We start from the raw sequence: 19022 nt of genomic DNA, 5'->3' as shown, positions 1-19022 counted from the left end.
CATAATAAGAGGATGTGTATACGATGTCATTACAGACTAAATATATAGCGGGTATTTCGCTTGGGGTTATGGGAGTAGGATTTGCGGCTTCTATCCCTTTTCAAGGAACAGTAGCAGGTGAGATTATTCAAGGAGGATTTGAAGCTGGGTTAGTTGGCGGACTTGCGGATTGGTTCGCAGTTACAGCTTTATTCCGTCATCCGATGGGGATTCCAATTCCTCATACAGCGTTATTACCTAAAAATCGTAAACGAGTAACGAAAGGGCTCATCAATACGTTAGAAAATGAGTGGCTGACGAAAGAAAGTATTACGAATAAAGTAAAAGAAATGCAGCTAGCACAAATGGTGCTGCAAATTGCTGAGAGAGAAATGCAGTCTGCAGCTGTGAAAAAGGGGATTGTAACGATTGCGGAGAAAGCGATTGTTACGATAGATACGGAAAAATTAGCGGTTATTATTGAAAAAGAATTAAAAACGTATTTGCATACAATTAATACAAGTAATATCTTACAAGTACTTGTCGATCAATTAGTTGTGCAAGAATATGATGAAAAGACACTTGATTACATTTTAGTAAAAGTGAAAGATTGGACAGCGCAAGATGAAGCCCGATACCAACTTGGAAGCTTAGGTATGAAGGCGATGGAAAACATAAAAGTAGATGGATTTTTACAGTTTACTTTGAAATCGTTTATGAATATTGTAGATGAAGATAAAATTGGCGGTATTTTGCAGAAGTTTATTATTAGCAATATTAACAGCTTACAAGATGCGGAGAATAGCACAAGACAACTTATATTATCGAAAATTCGCCAAGAAATTATAAATGTAAAAGAAAATGAAGCGTTACTACAAGAATTAGAAAATTGGAAAGAAAAATGGATTGCCAATTGGGATGCTACTGACAAAATTAAAGGTATGCTGGAGCAAGTACAACAAAGGGCAATTACTTTTGTGAAAAATGAAGAATTTACGGATAAGTATGTTATTCCATTTTTACAAAAACAAATGAATAAAATAAAAGAAGATGAACAGACTGTTCAAAAAATAGAAGAGTGGTTACAAAAACAAGTTGTCACACTTGTAGAAAAGAATCATTCGAAAATCGGAAAACTTGTACAAGAAAACCTTGATAAGTTAGATGATAAAACGTTAATTGAAATGATTGAAAATAACGTTGGTAAAGATTTACAATGGATTCGAGTAAACGGGGCTGTTTGCGGATTTATGATTGGATTAGTGTTAGAAGGAATTAAAGCAATTATATGAGAAAAACCTTCCACAATTGTGGAAGGTTTTTTATTTTTCGATAATGCTCATATTTATATTATAAGCTTTCTCAATGTTTAACTTGTACGTCCCATTTCCTGTTTTAATCGAGTTTTTATACCAATGTTCTTGCTCGTTGAATTCTGGATTTTCTTCTGAAGAATTATTTTCTTTTTTCGTTAAATCTTCAACTTGTTCCCAAGGTGTGTTTCCGTGTGCTTCTTTTTTGTTTGTTACGGCGATTAAAGATACATCGCTTTCTTTCGTTAAATGAACAGATACATTTGAACTTTCTTGTACAAACCAATTATTTTGTAATTGACCTGGATAAAGGGATAGGTCGTTATTTGAAGCACGAACTTCTACATTTTTATTTTGCGGAAGAACGAGTGTCGGTTTGACCTGTGGTGCTGAATTCCATAACGTATGTTGAACTGGTAATGATTTTAAAGTGATATACATCGTTTCCCCAGCTGTTTGAACTGAAAGGAAATCTTCTTGTTTTAAATTGAGTTTTTCATTAGCTTTCGTCGTCATTTCATATGTTCCAAGAAGGTGAATTTGATTTGTATTATTTCCCTCTATTGTTAGAGGGTGCTGCCCTGCATCCACTACAATTTTTTTGATAGACTCAGGTATATCAAGTTGTTCACTTGGAATATTACTCGTTTGGCGAGTGGTATGAATAGAATGACGAACTTCATCTAGTAATCCAGTTGATAATAAACAGTAAAAAGCAATTCCGACGCTTCCTAAAACGCCGATAAAGAAAATACTAAAAATATCATATTTAATAAAGGATTGTTCCTTCTTAGAAAATAGAAGGTATAGTAAAATTTCCACGCCAAGTATAATAAGTAAAACAGGCCACCATGCTGTTAAGGAATCTAATACCTCAGTACCTTTTATAACTGAAAATAGTAAGAAGCAACCTAATGAAATAATAGAAAGCCCCATTGAAAATGTTCCAACGCGCCATGTTCTCATTCTTGTGTACCACCTTTGTTTTCTTTATTTCCAACTAACAATTTAAAGCCGCCACCAATTAAGAGGAGTGCAACGATAGATGTTTGGAAATAGCGATAATAGAGCTCGCTAAGATGAATGTTAAATATAGTTGCAAAGTAATCATTCAAAATAGGAAGGACTGTTTGATCTAATAAATAATAACCACCAAGTGTAATTAACCCAATACCGATCCATCTTTGATGATTGATAAAATAATCAATGATAGGTTCGTCATTTACACGTTCTTTTCCATACTTTGCAGTTTGCTGTAAAGCGTCAAAGAAGCTATAGAACCAAATGATTGGTACTAAAAATAAAAACGCCGAAAGTCTTAATAAGTCGAGTAAATATATTGAAAGTAAAAAGGCTGCCATAAGCTGAAGGCCACGGCGTTGTAAGCCTAAATACATATGTCCTGCTCCGGGGAACATCGCTAAAATAGAAGCGAATGTTTTATTTTTCTTTCCTTGTTCACGGTGCTCTTCAAACTCTTCGAAAATAGTACGATCATCTAGTTGCTCGCCACGTTCTTTTTTCTGGAGTTGCTGAACAACATCGAAGAAATTATAAATCCATAAAACAGGTAATGTAATAAGGAAGATTAGGAAACTTTCTTGCGATGTTAAAAGTGCAACGAATATAATCATACTTCCGATTCCTGTGCAAGCGACTAAAAATGTAAGTCCACGTTGCATGAGTCCTAATTGAAAATGACCAAGTCCAGGGATGATGGATAGGAGAATGATATAAAATCGTTCGCTTTCTTTAGAGGGATTTATCAATTCTCCAGCTTCTTGTTTTTTCGTTTGGTTTATAATGGTGATAACTAAATCTAGTAAGTTAATTATCCATAGAACAGCTAGTAAAAATAGGGGGAGAAAGACAATGGTGCGCTCTCCTAATTCTACTACGCAAAAAACTGCAAAAGAAAATAGAAATAAAGCTCCTCCGCTATATAAAATAAACCGTCCTATCTTTTTTAAATATAAATGTCCAAGCCCAGGAATTAGCCCTAATACAAGTGCTAAAAAGGGATTTTTATTCATGCTTTGAACCTCCGTCCTTTTTTGATGTGTCTACCGATTTGTTTACAATTTGTTGTGAGATAGAAGACTCGTTATGTTTTGAAGATTTCTCGAAATTTGATGTCGCTGTGAAAATATATTGGAATAAACCACTTACCATAAAAATAATTGTAGCCGCAGTCGCAATTATGTAGTGAATAATGGTGCGCTTTAGTGAGTTTGTTTTTATATTTTCATTAGGTTGTAGCGTTTCAAAATTAATTTGCATCATAACTTCGTTCGTAAATGAATCATCATTTATCATTGGAAGGTTTTCATGTTGTTCATCGATACTTTCCATATAAAGTGCTAAACAATGATCACATTCATAAAGGTGTTCTTCCATAGATTCACGTCCATTGCTTTCTATAAAATCTAAAGTATAATTGCGCCAATCCTCTTTTGAATAATGCGTCATAGAAACTCTTCCTCCTTCCAATGTTTTTTAATCCATTTTCTTGCCCGGTACAGTTTCATTTCGACTGTTTTCACTTCGATGTTTTCCTGTAAAGAAATTTCTTGATAACTTTTTTCTTCTAAGTAATGTGCGAGAACGACGTCACGGTAATTTTCGGGAAGTTCTCGCAGTTTTTGAGCAATGAGTACTTTTTGCTCTTTCGTCAATAATAAAGCCTCAATATTATGAGAGGATTTTATATTTTCCTCAGTTTCTTTACATAAGGAGAGTTCTTCGTTTTCTCTAGCTTTCTTCCTTTTATAATCAATAGCGTGATTGGTGGCAATACGTGCCATCCACGTTTTTAATCCGCGAAATTGATAATTTGGGAGAGCGGCGTGAATTTTTAAGAATACTTCTTGTGTAACATCTTTCGCATCTTCTTCATGTCTTAAAATAGAAAAGATAACTTGAAAAATATAATGACGATATGTTTGCACAAGGATACGAAAAGCATGTTCGCTTCCTTGCTGTGCTTTTTCAATTAATTGTTTTTCCTCAATGGGTCTCTCCCTCCTTTTTGACGCATTCTATTATATAGACGTAAGAAACGGCTGGTCACCCTACACATGTTGTAAAAAAAGAATAATATATTTTTAGGAAGGAAGCTATATGAAAAAAGGTGTGAAAAAATGGTAAAAAGAAGTATATAATGAGCAAGTGGGAAATGTTACGTGAAGAAAGGATGTGAATGTTAGTAGGGGAAGGTCCATACTAACAAACATGAAAATTAAAATATTAATAGCGGATGATAATTCTTTTATTAGAGAAGGCATGAAAATTATTTTAAATACATATGAAGAGTTCGAAGTAGTAGATACTGTGAATGATGGGAAGGAAGCGGTGGAATATTGTAAAAAGAACGACGTTGATATCGCTCTTTTAGATGTCCGTATGCCAAATATGAACGGGGTAGAGGCAACGAAATTTATTTGTGAAGAAACGGAAACGAAACCACTAATTTTAACGACGTTCGATGATGATGAATATATTTTGGACGCAGTGAAGAACGGGGCGAAAGGTTATTTATTAAAAAATAATGATCCAGAGCGTATTCGTGATGCAATAAAAGGAGTATATAACGGTCAAACTGTTATGCAAGATGTAGTGCTTGATAAAATTAAGAGCAATTTAATGGAGAGCAAAGAGGACGAATGTAAAATAGATAAGAATCTTTTTACAGAAAGAGAACTTAGCATTATCGCATTAATTGCGAAAGGTTTCTCGAATAAAGAAATTTCAAAGCAACTTTTCATATCAGAAGGAACGATTGCTAATTATATTACATCAGTTTTAGGGAAAACTGGACTGGAACATCGCACACAAATTGCGATTTATTATTTAACAGGGAAAGTAGATTAAAGATATGGAATTTTGGTTAATTGTAAGTAAATTAATTGTCTTTATATATATTGTGTTTAGTTACATTTATTTAAATGTTGCGAACTTACCGTGGATTATACTTACTTTACTTTTATATCTTTCTGTAAACGTGCTAATCTCTATATTTAAAAAAGGTACGCACAAAAACATATTAACTTCTCTGTCAATTGGAATAGTTATATTATTTGCATGGAAGATTCATCCGTTTTTCATTTTGTTTTTACCATTGAACTTATATGAAATTATATTTCGTTATATAGAGAATAAATGGCTGATCTTTATCATTATGATGATTCCTATTATCTTTACCGATGAAAGTATTCGAATGACATATGGATTAATTGTTGCGTTTGCCTTCATCGTATTAACTATGGCAGAACGGTATATATCGCGTGTATTAAAGCTTGAATCACAAAATGATAAGATGCGAAAAGATATGCAGCGGCTGACGAAAAGCTTACATGATAATAAAGAGTACATAAAGCAATCAGAGTACACATTTAAGTTAGAAGAAAGAAACCGGCTCTCTCAAGAAATTCATGATAAAATTGGCCACTCGATGACAGGAGCGCTAATTCAAATGGAGGCAGCAAAGAGATTAATGGAGGTAGATAAAGAAAAATCTGCGGAGTTATTACAAAATGCAATTCATATTTCAAAAGACGGGATTGAAAGCATTCGGGTTACATTAAAAAATATGAAGCCACCAACTGAGCAAATTGGTATTCATCGTATGAAATTATTCATAGAGGAATTTGCCGGTAAGCATGATATAAAAATTCCTTTCGTATATAAAGGGAATTTAGATATGATTTCACCGATTCAGTGGAAGATTATCGGTGAAAATGTTACGGAGGCATTAACAAATGCGATGAAATATGCTGATGCGACAATCATTTCAATTGATATTCATGTACTTAATAAGATGGTAAAAGTACAAGTGAAGGATAATGGAAAAGGTGCAGCTCTCGTTAAGAAAGGTCTCGGGATTATGGGGATGGAGGAGCGAACAGCATCAGTAAACGGAAAAATTATTGTAGATGGAACAAGTGGTTTTTCAGTAACAATGCTGCTGCCCATATAGGAAATATTGACGAAGATGAATCATCTCATATGAAAAAAGTGAATAATCTCATGTGAAAAGAATGAACTTCTGCACTGAGCAGGTTCATTCTTTTTGTTTATACTAAAAGCAGAGAAACCGAAATAGGGGTGAAATGATGAATACATTAGAAATTAAAAATTTAACGAAAAAATTTGGTGATTTCATCGCGGTAGATAATATGTCTTTATCTATTAAAGAAGGAGAGATATTTGGCTTTTTAGGATCAAATGGTGCTGGTAAAAGTACAACGATAAATATGATCGCTGGGTTGTTAAGAAGTAATGAAGGTGAAATTAGCATATTAGGAAAAAATATAAAGAAACATAATCGATTTGCGAAGATGAATATCGGTATTGTTCCGCAAGATATTGCGATTTATGAAGAGTTAACGGCCTATGAAAATGTGAAATTCTTTGCTGGATTGTACGGGTTAAGAGGAGCTGAGCTAAAAGCGAGAGTAGAGGAAGCACTTCAGTTTGTAGGGCTTAGCGATAAACATAAAAGTTACCCGAAAAACTTTTCAGGCGGGATGAAACGAAGACTGAATATCGCTTGTGCAATCGCTCATAGACCGAAGTTAATTATTATGGATGAGCCGACAGTTGGGATTGATCCACAGTCAAGAAACTATATTCTTCAGTCTGTTCGAAAATTAAATGAAATGGGCAGCACTATTATTTATACGAGCCACTACATGGAAGAAGTAGAAGAGATTTGTACGAAAATAGCAATTGTCGATCACGGTAAAGTAATTGCAGAAGGTACGAAAGAGCAGTTGAAAGCGATTATTACTGATACGAAAGACGTTTGGGTTGAAGTGAAGTCAGTAGAAAATTTAGATGTAGAACAGTTAAAAGAGATAAACGGTGTGAAAGCTGTTCAAATTGAAGAGAACGTAATTAAAGTAAACTCGGATGCAGGAGTAAACAATTTAAATAAAATTATTCAGCATTTCATTAATCATGACATTGAAATTCGTTCGTTAGAGGAGCAGGCTCCAAACTTAGAAACAGTATTCCTTACGTTGACTGGAAGAAACTTACGAGATAAATAAAAGGTAAATGAAGAAAAGGTAAAGGGAGGTTCATCAATTGAACATCTTCAATATTGCAATTATGCATATTAAAAGAGATTTCAGGGACGTAAGAACTTTAGTTTTTATGTTAGCATTTCCGGTCGTACTTATGCTTGTGTTAGGAACGGCATTAACGAATGCATTTAATAGTGATAGTCAATCGATTAAGGATATACAAGTGCTATATAAAGATGAAGCGAGTAGCACATTTTCTCAATCGTTTGAAGCATTTACGAAAGAAGTCGATAAATCGGGTATTCATTTTAAAAAAGCTTCCGATAGTACAGATGGGAAAGAAGAAGTGAAGCAAAATAAATATGCTGCTTATGTAGAGTTAAATAAAGATGGTGCAAAATTTTATGGAAGTGACAAAAGTAGTATCGAGGGAAGTATTGTGGAAGGCATGCTTACAACATTTGTTGATAAGTACAATGTAGCGGCCGAAGTTGCAAAAGTAGATCCTAGTAAGGTGAGCGCAGTTTTTTCAAGCGGAAATCATAATGATTATATAAAAGAAACATCTTTACAAGCTGCGAAAAAACCAGGTTCTATGGATTACTATGCGGTTGTAATGACAACAATGATTGCACTATATGCTGGGATGGGAGCGAGTTCTTTAATTCGAGGAGAACGAATACGTAAAACAGGAGATCGTCTCATTGCTGCGCCTATAAGTAAGGCTGAAATATTCATTGGAAAAGTACTAGGTAGCCTAGTAGCAAATGCCCTTTGCGTATTACTTGTCATGTTATTTAGTAAATTTGTATTTCAAGCAAATTGGGGCGACCATCTTGGAATCATATTTCTTATTTTATTAACACAAATCTTTCTAGCAATTAGCTTCGGTTTAGGTATTGGATATATTACGAAAACAGCTGAATCATCGAGAGCAATTATTCTTGTAGTTGTGCAATTAGCTTCTATTTTTGGTGGTGCATATTTCGTAGTAGAAGAAAATTTTGTTACGAATTTATCACCATTAACGTGGGCAAACACAGCTGTCATGAAAATTATTTATGCAAACGATGTAGGAGCGGCACTGCCGGTAATATGTTTAAATCTTGGGATTTCAGCACTCTTTTTATTACTTGCGATTATTGCATTACGTAGACGGGAGGGGCTATAGTATGAAAGATATTTTATGGCTCATACAAAAAACGTTATCTGTCCTTTTGAAAAATAAAAAAGGGTTATTCATTATTATTAGTTTGCCGATAGTCGGAACACTAATCTCCTTCTCGATGTATGGGAATGTGGGGAAAGGGACGTTAAATATCGGGGTTATAAATAAAGAAAATCAATCTATAGCAAATGATACGGTGAAATTTTTAGAAGGGTTAAATTATGTAAAGGTAAGTAAAATTAAAGAATCTGAAGTAGAAGATAAACTTACTTCCAAAAAACTTGATGGAGTTATTACATTACATTCTGGTTTTTCAAAAAGTGTTCGAGAAGGGAAGCCAGCTCATATTGAAATTTCATCGATTAAAGGTGATCAAGTAACAGGATTTATAAAATCATATTTATACAATTATATTGATAATGTAGCAGCTATTAGTAAAGTTGCAGGAACAGATCAAAGTGCATTTGATAGTATGTATGCAGGATATCAAAAAGGTTCATTTAAAATGGAAACTGAGACGCTAGAAGATACTTCGAAAAATAAAGATATGACAAACCAAACGATGGGTTATCTTATTATGTTTATGCTATTTTCAGCAGCGAACTTATCAGGTTATATTTTAAAAGAAAAAGAAAATAGAACGTATTTTAGACTCTTATCAACGCCGATAGATGGGAAGAAGTTCATATTATCTAATGTCGGGGTAAATATGCTGCTATTAACAGTACAAATTCTGATTACAATTTTATTCCTAACGAATATTTTTCATATAAATATCAATATGCCTTTCATAGTGATGATTGGTGTACTCATGCTATTCGCTTTAATAGCGATTGGAATATCGTTAGTTCTTGTTGCTTTTTCGAAAAACTCAGCATCAGCAAATGCAATGCAAAATATGGTTATTGTACCGACATGTTTACTTGCTGGATGTTATTTTCCGTATGACATTATGCCAAAAGCAGTGCAAAAAGTAGCTGATTTTCTTCCGCAGAGATGGCTATTAGACACAGTATCAAAACTACAACAAGGAATTCCAATTTCAGATTTGTATTTAAATATTTTAATCTTAATTGCCTTTGCGGTAGCATTCTTCTTAATTGCTATTTATAAGTTTGGAAGAAATAATGATGCGAGGAACTTTGTTTAATATGAAAAGGGTGTGACGTAAAGTCGCATCCTTTTTTGTATGAAGCATGAAATGTAAATTGGAATGACAAAATAGAAGAGTGGAAAGAAAATGAGCGGAAGGAAATCAAAATGATTAAAAAAATATTGGGAGTTACTTCTATTATTATTGCTATTGTTGTTTTTATTGTAATTTGGATGCATATCGATGTTACTTTAGGCAGGAAAATGGAAGCCGGGAAAAACATGCCGACAGAGTATGCATCTCATTATAGCGATTTTCAATTATATGTTGAAGGGAAGTCATTTTATAAACAGTTATTTACTGATATAAGAGAAGCGAAGCAATCTATTTATACGTATTTTTTTATTTTGTCGGATGATAAAAGTAGCCATACTTTTTTAAACTTATTAAAAGAGAAGGCAAAAGAAGGAGTAAACGTCTATTTATCCGTTGATCGCATTAATGATTTATCATTTGAAAGAAAGATGATAAATGAATTACGGGAAAGTGGTGTGCATTTTACATATAGTAGAAAACCTGAATTGCCATTCGGATTTTATTCACTTCACCATCGTAATCATCGCCGAATTACGACGATTGATGGGGAGATTGGCTATACAGGTGGTTTTAATATAGGAGACGAGTATTTAGGGAAAGATAAGCGATTTGGATATTGGCGTGACTATCATGTGCGGCTTAGAGGAGAAGGAGCGAAAGATTTAGAAGAACAATTCGTTTTAGATTGGAAACGAGATACGAAAGAACATATAAAAAGAAGTACGAATAAAGCGAGTAAAGGGAATACGTTACATACGATGGCTAGCTACAATGGACATCACGTTGCTGAAACATATATTGAATTAATAAAACAAGCGAAGCATTCAATCGTAATTACAACACCTTATTTTATAGCGAAAAATAAAGAATTTATGAATGCTTTAATGGAAGCGCAAAAGCGTGGTGTTACAGTAAAAATACTTTGGTCATATAAACCAGATATTCCTCTCATTAAAGAGGCGGCGTATCCGTATATTCGTCAAGCTGTTAATAACGGAATTAAAGTATATGGTTATAAAAAAGGAATGTTTCATGGGAAGTTAATGCTGATTGATAATGAATTAACTGTTATCGGTACAACGAACATAACTGCACGTAGCTTTTATATTAATGATGAGATGAATCTGTATATTCATGGTGGGACTATCGTATCAGAAGTGAATGAGGCATTAGCGCAAGATTTTCATGATTCGAAAGAAATGACGAATGAATTTTTTGAGAAGTTATCATTTTGGGAGCGTTGTAAGGAGAAAGTGGCGGGATTAGTGGATTTTTATTTATAAAGGTTAATGGAAAAGGGTGTCTTTTATAGACACCCCTTTTTTATGAGAAATAATTATTTTTCATGTACGAGCAATGAAACATCATCATTAATCAATGTCCCTACATGTTCACCTAAACAAATTCTTTTCATAACCCCAGGCTCATCAAAGTTAAAGACGTGTGCTGGTAAATTGTAATCACGGGCAAGTAATAAAGCGGCTTGATCCATGACTTGAATGTTTTGCCTAACAACATCGTTATAGTTTAGTTTTTTGTACATTTTTGCTGCTTTATTATATTTTGGATCGCTAGTAAAGACACCATCTACGCCTTGTTTTGCGACTAATATTGCGTCACTATTCATTTCAATGGCTCTTTGAACACTTGGATAATCTGTCGTAACGAACGGTTGCCCATTACCACCGCCAAAAATGACCACATAACCGTTATCTAAATGATGTACTGCTCTGAGGCGAATATAAGGCTCTGCTACTGCATTAAACGGGATGGAAGTCATAACGCGCACTTCTTTATTTGTTTTACTTGTTAAAACGCCGCGAAGCATTAAACTATTGATAATTGTACCTAGTGTACCGATATTATCAGCTTCTACACGATCAATTCCCCATTCTTCAGCTAAATGGCCTCTGAAAATGTTCCCGCCGCCGATAACGATAGATACCTCTATACCTAAATCAACGATGGATAAAATCTCATTTGCGATATGTTCTAATCGTTTGGAGTTAAAGCTATTTCCGGTTTGATCGGCAAGTGCACCGCCGCTTAATTTAATTAAGACACGTTTATATGGCCTCATAACAATTCCCCCTATATAGATCGCAATAAAAAAGGAACAAAGGCAAATGCCTTTGTTCCTTTTTAAGAAAATGAAAAAGAAAAGAAATAGATATGATGAACTTCTTTGCGTGATTTTTCATAACACCCACTCCTTTTCATTTCGATTTGTTGTAAGTATATATCTTTTTGATTATACGAAACAATCTAATTACTTATCAAGTATATTTTATTTCTTTTTAACGAAAAGGTGTCAATGAAAAAGAAAAGAAAAATTTACGAATTTTTTGTGACGAACTTGTAGGTTTTTGTATGATTTTGTAGGTTCGCCTATATGATGTGTGAGTAAGCTTTTATAAATACGAAATGAAAGCGTTCGCATAAAGGGGATGAACATAAATGAAAAAATTCGGATTGGCAACACAAATTTTTGTTGCACTTGTTTTAGGGATTGTAGTAGGGGCAATCTTCTATGGTAATAAAACGGCGATTTCTTATATCACACCAGTTGGGGATATATTTATTCACTTAATTAAAATGATTGTAGTACCGATTGTTATTTCAGCATTAATTGTTGCGGTAGCTGGTGTAGGAGATATGAAAAAGCTTGGGAAACTGGGCGGGAAGACAATTCTTTATTTCGAAATCATTACGACGATTGCTATTTTAATGGGATTACTTGCGGCAAATATATTCCAGCCAGGTACTGGCGTTGATATGAATAACTTACAACAAAGTGATATTTCTTCTTATAAACAAACAGCAGATGCTACAGAAAAGCAAGGATTCGCTGAGACGATTGTTCATATCGTACCGAAAAACGTATTTGAATCAATTGCACAAGGTGACTTATTACCAATTATTTTCTTCTCAGTATTATTCGGTTTAGGAGTTGCGGCAATTGGGGAGAAAGGGAAGCCTGTTTTTCACTTCTTTGAAGGTGTACTCGAAGCGATGTTTTGGGTTACAAATCAAGTTATGAAATTTGCGCCATTTGGTGTATTCGCATTAATTGCGGTTACGGTTGCAAAATTTGGTGTAGCAACACTACTTCCTTTAGGAAAACTAGTGCTAGCTGTATACGTAACTGTTATACTATTCGTTGTGATTGTATTAGGTATTAATGCACGAATGGTTGGCGTAAACATTTTTACATTAATGAAAATTTTAAAAGAAGAACTTATTCTTTCATTTACGACAGCAAGTTCAGAAGCTGTTTTACCTAATATAATGAGAAAAATGGAAGAGTTCGGTTGTCCAAAGGCAGTTGCCTCTTTTGTTATTCCGACAGGTTATACATTTAACTTGACTGGATCGGCTATTTATCAAGCGTTAGCGGCATTGTTTGTTGCACAAATGTACGGTGTGCACATGTCACTGACAGAGCAAATAACGTTATTATTCGTTCTCATGTTAACATCCAAGGGTATGGCGGGAGTTCCAGGTGCATCGTTCGTTGTTGTATTAGCAACGTTAGGTTCAATGGGGTTACCACTAGAAGGTATCGCATTAATTGCGGGAATTGACCGCATTTTAGATATGATTCGCTCATCTGTCAATGTATTAGGAAATGCATTAGCGGCCATTGTTATGTCGAAGTGGGAAGGCGAATTCGATAATGAGAAAGCAAAACAATATGTAGAAACAGTCAAAGAAACAAAAGCAGCATAAGAAATCGTTAAGGAGTGAATAATCATGGCAACATTAACTGAAGTTAAAAATGGTGTTCGAATTGAAAAAGATTTTTTAGGTGAAAAAGAAGTACCAAACTATGCATACTACGGCGTACAAACAATGCGTGCAGTTGAAAACTTCCCAATTACAGGATATAAAATCCATGAAGGCTTAATTAAAGCGTTCGCAATTGTAAAGAAAGCTGCAGCGCTTGCTAATGCAGATGTAGGAAGATTGGAATTGAACAAGGGCGGCGCGATCGCAGAAGCTGCTCAAGAAATTCTTGATGGAAAATGGCATGATCATTTCATCGTAGATCCAATCCAAGGCGGAGCAGGTACTTCAATGAACATGAATGCAAATGAAGTCATTGCCAACCGTGCTCTTGAATTATTAGGAATGGAAAAGGGAGACTATCATTATATTAGTCCAAATAGTCATGTAAACATGGCGCAATCCACAAACGATGCATTCCCAACGGCGATTCATATCGCAACATTAAACGCATTAGAAGGTTTATTACAAACGATGGGTTATATGCACGATGTATTTGAATTAAAAGCAGAGCAGTTTGACCATGTTATTAAAATGGGTCGTACACATTTACAAGACGCTGTGCCAATTCGTCTTGGACAAGAATTTAAAGCGTACTCTCGCGTACTTGAACGTGATATGAAACGAATTCAGCAATCACGTCAACATCTATATGAAGTAAATATGGGAGCAACAGCAGTTGGTACAGGATTAAATGCAGCTCCAGAATATATTGAAGCAGTTGTAAAACATTTAGCTACAATTAGTGAACTACCACTTGTTGGTGCAGAAGATTTAGTAGATGCAACGCAAAATACGGATGCGTATACTGAAGTATCTGCAGCACTTAAAGTATGTATGATGAACATGTCTAAAATTGCGAACGACCTTCGTCTAATGGCATCAGGTCCACGCGTTGGCTTAGCGGAAATTATGCTACCTGCTCGTCAACCAGGTTCATCTATTATGCCAGGGAAAGTAAATCCTGTTATGCCAGAAGTAATTAATCAAATTGCGTTCCAAGTAATTGGTAACGACCATACAATTTGCCTTGCTTCAGAAGCAGGACAATTAGAACTAAATGTTATGGAGCCAGTACTTGTTTTCAACTTACTTCAATCTATTAGCATTATGAATAACGGTTTCCGTGCCTTTACAGATAATTGCTTAAAAGGAATTGAAGCGAATGAAGATCGCTTAAAAGAGTATGTTGAGAAGAGTGTAGGAATTATTACAGCCGTGAACCCTCATATCGGTTATGAAGCAGCAGCTCGCGTTGCGAAAGAAGCAATTGCGACAGGGCAATCCGTTCGAGAACTTTGTGTGAAAAATGGTGTATTGTCACAAGAAGACTTAGAGTTAATTCTAGATCCATTTGAAATGACACACCCAGGGATTGCAGGAGCGACTCTTTTAAAGAAAAATTAAAAGAAGAGGGGGACAAGCCCCTCTTTTTTGTTTACAATATAGAAATGCTATATATGAATAGAGGTAGGGATGTTATGAGTAAGTTTACAGTAGGTTCTAATGGTTCATTAGAAACAACATTAAGAGGAGTAGAAGTATTATCAACACCACTTTTAAATAAAGGGGTCGCTTTCACGCAAGACGAGAGAGAAGAATTAGGTTTAAAAGGGTTATTACCGCCAGCAGTTTTAACATTAGAAGAACAAGCACGCCGAGCATATGAACAATTTTGTTCTCAGCCGGATGATTTATTAAAGAATGTATACTTAACAGCGTTACATGATCGAAATGAAGTATTATTTTATCGTATACTAACAAATCACTTACGTGAAATGTTACCAATTGTATATACACCAACAGTCGGTGTAGCAATTCAAAGGTATAGCCATGAATACCGTAAACCACGTGGTGTGTATTTATCAATTAACGATCCATCAGGTATTGAAGACGCATTTGCCAATATCGGTGCAACAGCAGAAAACATTGATTTAGTCGTTGTAACAGATGGAGAAGGTATATTAGGAATTGGTGACTGGGGTGTTGGTGGTATAAACATCGCAATTGGGAAATTAGCTGTTTATACGGCCGCAGTTGGAATCGATCCTAGCCGTGTATTACCGGTCATTTTAGATGTAGGTACAAATCGTGAGGAACTATTAAACAATCCATTTTATATTGGAAATCGTCACCCTCGTATAACTGGTGAAGCTTACGATGAATTTATTGATACATTTGTACAAGCAGTGAATAAACAATTCCCGAAAGCACTTTTACATTGGGAAGACTTTAGCTCTCGAAATGCACGAAAAATTTTAGATAAATATCGTCATGATATTTGTACATTTAATGATGATATTCAAGGTACAGGTGCAGTTTCACTTGCTGCTGTGTTATCGGCAGTGAAAGTTTCGGGTGTACCGCTAAGTGAACACCGCATTGTTGTGTTTGGTGCTGGTACGGCTGGAATCGGTATCGCAGATCAAGTTAGAGATGCAATGGTCCGCGTTGGCGTATCAGAAGAAGAATCATATAAGCGTTTCTGGTGTATTGATCGTAACGGGTTAGTGACAGATGATATGGAAGATCTTCTTGATTTCCAAATGCCATATGCAAGAAAAGAATCGGAAGTAAGTGAGTGGAAACAAAATGATGCGATCGGACTTGCTGAAGTTGTGAAGCATGTAAAACCGACAATTTTAATCGGTACATCAACTGTTGCAGGAGCATTCAAAGAAGAGATTATTAAAGAAATGGCTTCTCACGTAGAAAGACCAATTATTTTACCAATGTCGAATCCGACGCCACTTGCTGAAGCAAAACCAGCTGATTTAATTGAGTGGACAGAAGGAAGAGCGTTAGTTGCAACAGGAAGTCCATTTGAACCAGTTACATACAACGGTGTAACGTATGTGATTGGACAATCAAATAATGCACTTATTTTCCCAGGACTTGGTCTTGGAACAATTGTCGTACGTGCAAGCGTCATGACAGATGGAATGTTCGCAGCAGCAGCTGAAGCAGTTGCAAGCATGGTAGATACAAGTCAGCCAGGAGCACCTATTTTGCCAGAAGTTGAAGAGTTACGTAATATCTCGGAAATGGTTGCAATTGAAGTAGCGAAAGTTGCCGTTGCAGAAGGTGTAGCTAGAGAGAACTTAAGTGATAACGATATCAAGATTGCAGTGAAAGAAGCAATCTGGGAGCCAGAGTATCGCCAAATAAAAGCGGTAGAAAAGGTTAGAATATAGAAATAAAGCCCGTTTATATAATAAGCGGGCTTTCACTTTTACTACTGACAAAAAGTATAGGAAGTGGCACCTTTGAATTGGAATCAGTTATGGAAGAAAGATATATCCCTGTTAACTATATTAATGGTTGTTGTTCCGATTGCTGGAGAACTTAATTTTCACCCTTTTAACGATACGTTTCGCGTTAGCTTTGGGACGCCGCTTTTCTTCTTTTTATTACTATTTTTAAGAAGAATACCAGCAGCGGCTGCAGGTATTCTTGTCGGTATATGTGTAGTATTATTCCGTGTATGTCTTGACTGGGTTATGCAAGGTTCATTTCATATGACGGAATCATTTTATTTGCGCTATCCTGTGTTCTTTTATTATTTTATTTATGGAAGTCTTTTTTCACTTTGTAGGGTAAATAAGTTTCATCAGAAACCAATCGTTATTGGATGCCTTGGAATTACAATTGAAATTATCGCAAGTATGTCAGAACTAGCAATTTATCATATGGTAGTACTCGGTACAACAATAACAGTTTCTGAAGTAAATAAACTTATCATTATTGCTGTTTTCCGTAGTTTCTTTGCACTAGGCTTTTTAAATATGATGATTTTATATGAAACGAAATTAAAAGAATCACAAGTTCGAAAAGAAAATGAAAAAATGTTCATGCACCTTTCGAACTTATATGTAGAATCTGTTCATTTGAAAAAAACGTTACAAAATGCAGAATTGATTACACAAGAAGCATATCAACTATATCGAAATTTACAGGCGAAAAATGATTCTAGCAGTAAAACAGCCTTGAAAATAGCGGGAGAAGTGCACGAAATAAAAAAGGATAATCAAAGAATTTTTGCAGGATTATCTAAACTGTTATTAGATAAAAATGTGGCCGAGTATGTAGAAGGACATGAGCTTACAGAAATGATCGTAAGAATAAATGAGAAATATGCTGAAATGCTAAGGAAAGATATACGTTTTTCTAAACATATAGAAGGTGAACACGCTGCATATCACGTGTATACAGTGCTATCAATCTTTAATAACTTAGTTGCAAATGCAGTGGAAGCAATTGAAGATAGGGGTCTCATTCGTATTAAGTTATATAAACGAGATCAACATGTAATCTTTGAAGTAATTGACGATGGCCCTGGTATTGCACAAAAGTATAAGAAATTAGTATTTAAGCCCGGGTTTACCTCCAAGTATGATCAAACAGGAACACCGTCAACAGGTATTGGACTTTCTTACATACACGAAATGGTAACAGAGCTTGGCGGAGAAGTAAGGTTAGAAGACAATGAAACTGAAAAAGGGTGTAAGTTTATCGTTTGTTTACCGGAGTGCAGTTTAAAGCGGGAAGGGGAATAGGTTTGTTTTATTATATCGTAGATGATGATGAAGTTTTCCGTTCGATGCTTTCGCAAATTATTGAGGATGGCGATCTTGGGGAAGTAATTGGAGAATCCGAAGATGGAGCGTTTATTGAAGCAGAACAGCTAAATTATAAAAAAGTAGATATTTTATTTATTGATTTACTAATGCCGATGAGAGATGGCATCGAAACAGTTCGTCATATAGCGTCTTCATTTACTGGGAAAATTATTATGATTTCTCAAGTTGAATCGAAACAGCTCATTGGTGAGGCGTATACACTTGGTGTGGAATATTATATTACAAAACCACTAAACAAAATAGAAGTAGTATCGGTTGTACGAAAAGTGATAGAGCGTATTCGTTTGGAACGTTCTATATATGACATTCAAAAATCATTAAATAATGTATTTCAGTGGGAAAAGCCGCAAATGCGTAGTGAAACAGTGCAAGAAGGAAAAAAGATATCAGATTCAGGACGCTTCTTACTAGCAGAACTCGGTATTGCGGGAGAGAACGGAAGTAAAGATTTACTTAATATGCTGGAATATTTATACGGACAAGAAAAGGCGCAAACATTTGAATTTGGATTTCCGGCATTAAAAGATATTTTTCACCAAATAACATTAAAAAAATTAGATCATATAGCTTCGGATACAGATATAGATAAGGAGAGAAAAGCATCTGAACAACGTGTAAGAAGAACGATTTATCAATCATTGAATCATTTAGCTTCCCTCGGACTAACAGACTTTTCAAATCCGAAATTTGAAAGCTATGCTCCGAAATTTTTTGATTTCACTGTAGTGAGAAAACGGATGACAGAAATGACAAAGGATGAAATAGCAACTTCTGGCCATATACGAATTAATACGAAGAAATTTATTCAAGTGTTGTATTTTGAGGCGAAACGGTTGATGGAGATAGAGTGAAGAAGATGCTTATAAATAAGCATCTTTTTTGTTGAATCAACATTTTATATTTTCTCGTTGAGCATGTAAA

At 35.0% G+C, this 19022-nt stretch carries 17 protein-coding genes; 12 read left to right on the top strand and 5 right to left on the bottom strand.

Features of this window, described 5'->3' with window-relative positions:
* The first annotated feature begins 23 nt into the window (after positions 1-23).
* Positions 24-1271: a DUF445 domain-containing protein gene (locus ACTFOB_RS14930; protein WP_440027213.1), complete on the top strand. Its 1248-nt coding sequence runs from the start codon at positions 24-26 to the stop codon at positions 1269-1271.
* A 30-nt stretch (positions 1272-1301) separates the two neighbouring features.
* On the opposite strand, the gene exsE is transcribed toward ACTFOB_RS14930, so the two are convergent.
* From exsE to ACTFOB_RS14910, 4 genes are read right to left on the bottom strand one after another with little or no spacing between them, the layout of a single operon-like run.
* Positions 1302-2258 carry an exosporium protein ExsE gene (exsE, locus tag ACTFOB_RS14925; protein ID WP_440027215.1) on the bottom strand — a complete coding sequence of 319 codons (957 nt, stop codon included), beginning with the start codon at positions 2256-2258 and terminating at the stop codon, positions 1302-1304.
* Positions 2255-3325: a hypothetical protein gene (locus tag ACTFOB_RS14920; protein ID WP_440027217.1), complete on the bottom strand. Its 1071-nt coding sequence runs from the start codon at positions 3323-3325 to the stop codon at positions 2255-2257. Before ACTFOB_RS14920 ends, exsE begins: the two co-directional genes overlap by 4 nt.
* Positions 3318-3761 carry a hypothetical protein gene (locus ACTFOB_RS14915; RefSeq protein WP_151630897.1) on the bottom strand — a complete coding sequence of 148 codons (444 nt, stop codon included), beginning with the start codon at positions 3759-3761 and terminating at the stop codon, positions 3318-3320. The genes ACTFOB_RS14920 and ACTFOB_RS14915 overlap by 8 nt, the downstream gene beginning before the upstream one ends.
* Complete coding sequence (locus ACTFOB_RS14910; protein WP_254848183.1) at positions 3758-4240, bottom strand: RNA polymerase sigma factor; 483 nt, start codon at positions 4238-4240, stop codon at positions 3758-3760. Before ACTFOB_RS14910 ends, ACTFOB_RS14915 begins: the two co-directional genes overlap by 4 nt.
* A gap of 283 nt (positions 4241-4523) precedes the next feature.
* On the opposite strand from ACTFOB_RS14910, the gene ACTFOB_RS14905 reads away from it, so the two are divergent.
* From ACTFOB_RS14905 to cls, 6 genes are all read left to right on the top strand, one after another.
* Positions 4524-5162, top strand: coding sequence for a response regulator transcription factor (locus tag ACTFOB_RS14905; RefSeq protein ID WP_151630896.1), 639 nt, complete (start codon positions 4524-4526; stop codon positions 5160-5162).
* Positions 5163-5166: 4 nt separating this feature from the next.
* On the top strand, positions 5167-6267 hold the full coding sequence (locus ACTFOB_RS14900; protein ID WP_440027219.1) for a sensor histidine kinase: 1101 nt from the start codon (positions 5167-5169) through the stop codon (positions 6265-6267).
* 136 nt (positions 6268-6403) lie between these two features.
* Positions 6404-7342, top strand: a complete 939-nt coding sequence (locus ACTFOB_RS14895) for an ABC transporter ATP-binding protein (protein WP_144610894.1) — start codon at positions 6404-6406, stop codon at positions 7340-7342.
* A gap of 37 nt (positions 7343-7379) precedes the next feature.
* Complete coding sequence (locus tag ACTFOB_RS14890) at positions 7380-8489, top strand: ABC transporter permease (RefSeq protein WP_440027222.1); 1110 nt, start codon at positions 7380-7382, stop codon at positions 8487-8489.
* A gap of 1 nt (position 8490) precedes the next feature.
* Entirely contained in the window at positions 8491-9636 is a 1146-nt protein-coding gene (locus ACTFOB_RS14885; protein WP_440027224.1) for an ABC transporter permease, read from the top strand.
* Between the two features lie 110 nt (positions 9637-9746).
* Positions 9747-10958 (top strand): cardiolipin synthase, encoded by a 1212-nt coding sequence (cls, locus tag ACTFOB_RS14880; protein ID WP_440027225.1) that lies wholly within the window; start codon positions 9747-9749, stop codon positions 10956-10958.
* Between the two features lie 53 nt (positions 10959-11011).
* On the opposite strand, the gene pyrH is transcribed toward cls, so the two are convergent.
* The gene (gene pyrH / locus ACTFOB_RS14875; protein ID WP_440027227.1) at positions 11012-11755 is read right to left on the bottom strand and encodes a UMP kinase; all 744 of its coding nucleotides are present in this window, start codon (positions 11753-11755) and stop codon (positions 11012-11014) included.
* Between the two features lie 377 nt (positions 11756-12132).
* Here pyrH and ACTFOB_RS14870 point away from each other — a divergent pair, with 377 nt between their 5' ends.
* The 5 genes from ACTFOB_RS14870 to ACTFOB_RS14850 all read left to right on the top strand — a co-directional run bounded on the left by ACTFOB_RS14870 (position 12133) and on the right by ACTFOB_RS14850 (position 18952).
* On the top strand, positions 12133-13404 hold the full coding sequence (locus ACTFOB_RS14870) for a cation:dicarboxylate symporter family transporter (protein ID WP_000713281.1): 1272 nt from the start codon (positions 12133-12135) through the stop codon (positions 13402-13404).
* A gap of 24 nt (positions 13405-13428) precedes the next feature.
* Entirely contained in the window at positions 13429-14868 is a 1440-nt protein-coding gene (aspA, locus tag ACTFOB_RS14865; RefSeq protein ID WP_151630890.1) for an aspartate ammonia-lyase, read from the top strand.
* Positions 14869-14942: 74 nt separating this feature from the next.
* Positions 14943-16655 carry an oxaloacetate-decarboxylating malate dehydrogenase gene (gene malS / locus ACTFOB_RS14860; protein WP_440027230.1) on the top strand — a complete coding sequence of 571 codons (1713 nt, stop codon included), beginning with the start codon at positions 14943-14945 and terminating at the stop codon, positions 16653-16655.
* Between the two features lie 63 nt (positions 16656-16718).
* Entirely contained in the window at positions 16719-18017 is a 1299-nt protein-coding gene (locus ACTFOB_RS14855) for a sensor histidine kinase (protein WP_192797669.1), read from the top strand.
* 2 nt (positions 18018-18019) lie between these two features.
* Positions 18020-18952, top strand: coding sequence for a response regulator (locus ACTFOB_RS14850; protein WP_440027232.1), 933 nt, complete (start codon positions 18020-18022; stop codon positions 18950-18952).
* The last annotated feature ends 70 nt before the right edge of the window (positions 18953-19022 follow it).

Origin of the sequence: Bacillus cereus group sp. MYBK79-1, from assembly GCF_051915365.1 — a bacterium.
GTDB lineage: Bacteria > Bacillota > Bacilli > Bacillales > Bacillaceae_G > Bacillus_A.
Note: the sequence above shows the minus strand (reverse complement) of the source record. Positions and strands in the feature narration are given on the sequence as shown.

Coding starts and splice junctions, on each gene's coding strand:
- aspA (WP_151630890.1), top strand. CDS start 13,429: ATGGCAACATTAACTGAAGTTAAAAATGGTGTTCGAATTGAAAAAGAT.
- exsE (WP_440027215.1), bottom strand. CDS start 2,258: ATGAGAACATGGCGCGTTGGAACATTTTCAATGGGGCTTTCTATTATT.
- ACTFOB_RS14885 (WP_440027224.1), top strand. CDS start 8,491: ATGAAAGATATTTTATGGCTCATACAAAAAACGTTATCTGTCCTTTTG.
- pyrH (WP_440027227.1), bottom strand. CDS start 11,755: ATGAGGCCATATAAACGTGTCTTAATTAAATTAAGCGGCGGTGCACTT.
- ACTFOB_RS14900 (WP_440027219.1), top strand. CDS start 5,167: ATGGAATTTTGGTTAATTGTAAGTAAATTAATTGTCTTTATATATATT.
- ACTFOB_RS14915 (WP_151630897.1), bottom strand. CDS start 3,761: ATGACGCATTATTCAAAAGAGGATTGGCGCAATTATACTTTAGATTTT.
- ACTFOB_RS14930 (WP_440027213.1), top strand. CDS start 24: ATGTCATTACAGACTAAATATATAGCGGGTATTTCGCTTGGGGTTATG.
- cls (WP_440027225.1), top strand. CDS start 9,747: ATGATTAAAAAAATATTGGGAGTTACTTCTATTATTATTGCTATTGTT.
- ACTFOB_RS14870 (WP_000713281.1), top strand. CDS start 12,133: ATGAAAAAATTCGGATTGGCAACACAAATTTTTGTTGCACTTGTTTTA.
- ACTFOB_RS14905 (WP_151630896.1), top strand. CDS start 4,524: ATGAAAATTAAAATATTAATAGCGGATGATAATTCTTTTATTAGAGAA.
- ACTFOB_RS14895 (WP_144610894.1), top strand. CDS start 6,404: ATGAATACATTAGAAATTAAAAATTTAACGAAAAAATTTGGTGATTTC.
- ACTFOB_RS14920 (WP_440027217.1), bottom strand. CDS start 3,325: ATGAATAAAAATCCCTTTTTAGCACTTGTATTAGGGCTAATTCCTGGG.
- malS (WP_440027230.1), top strand. CDS start 14,943: ATGAGTAAGTTTACAGTAGGTTCTAATGGTTCATTAGAAACAACATTA.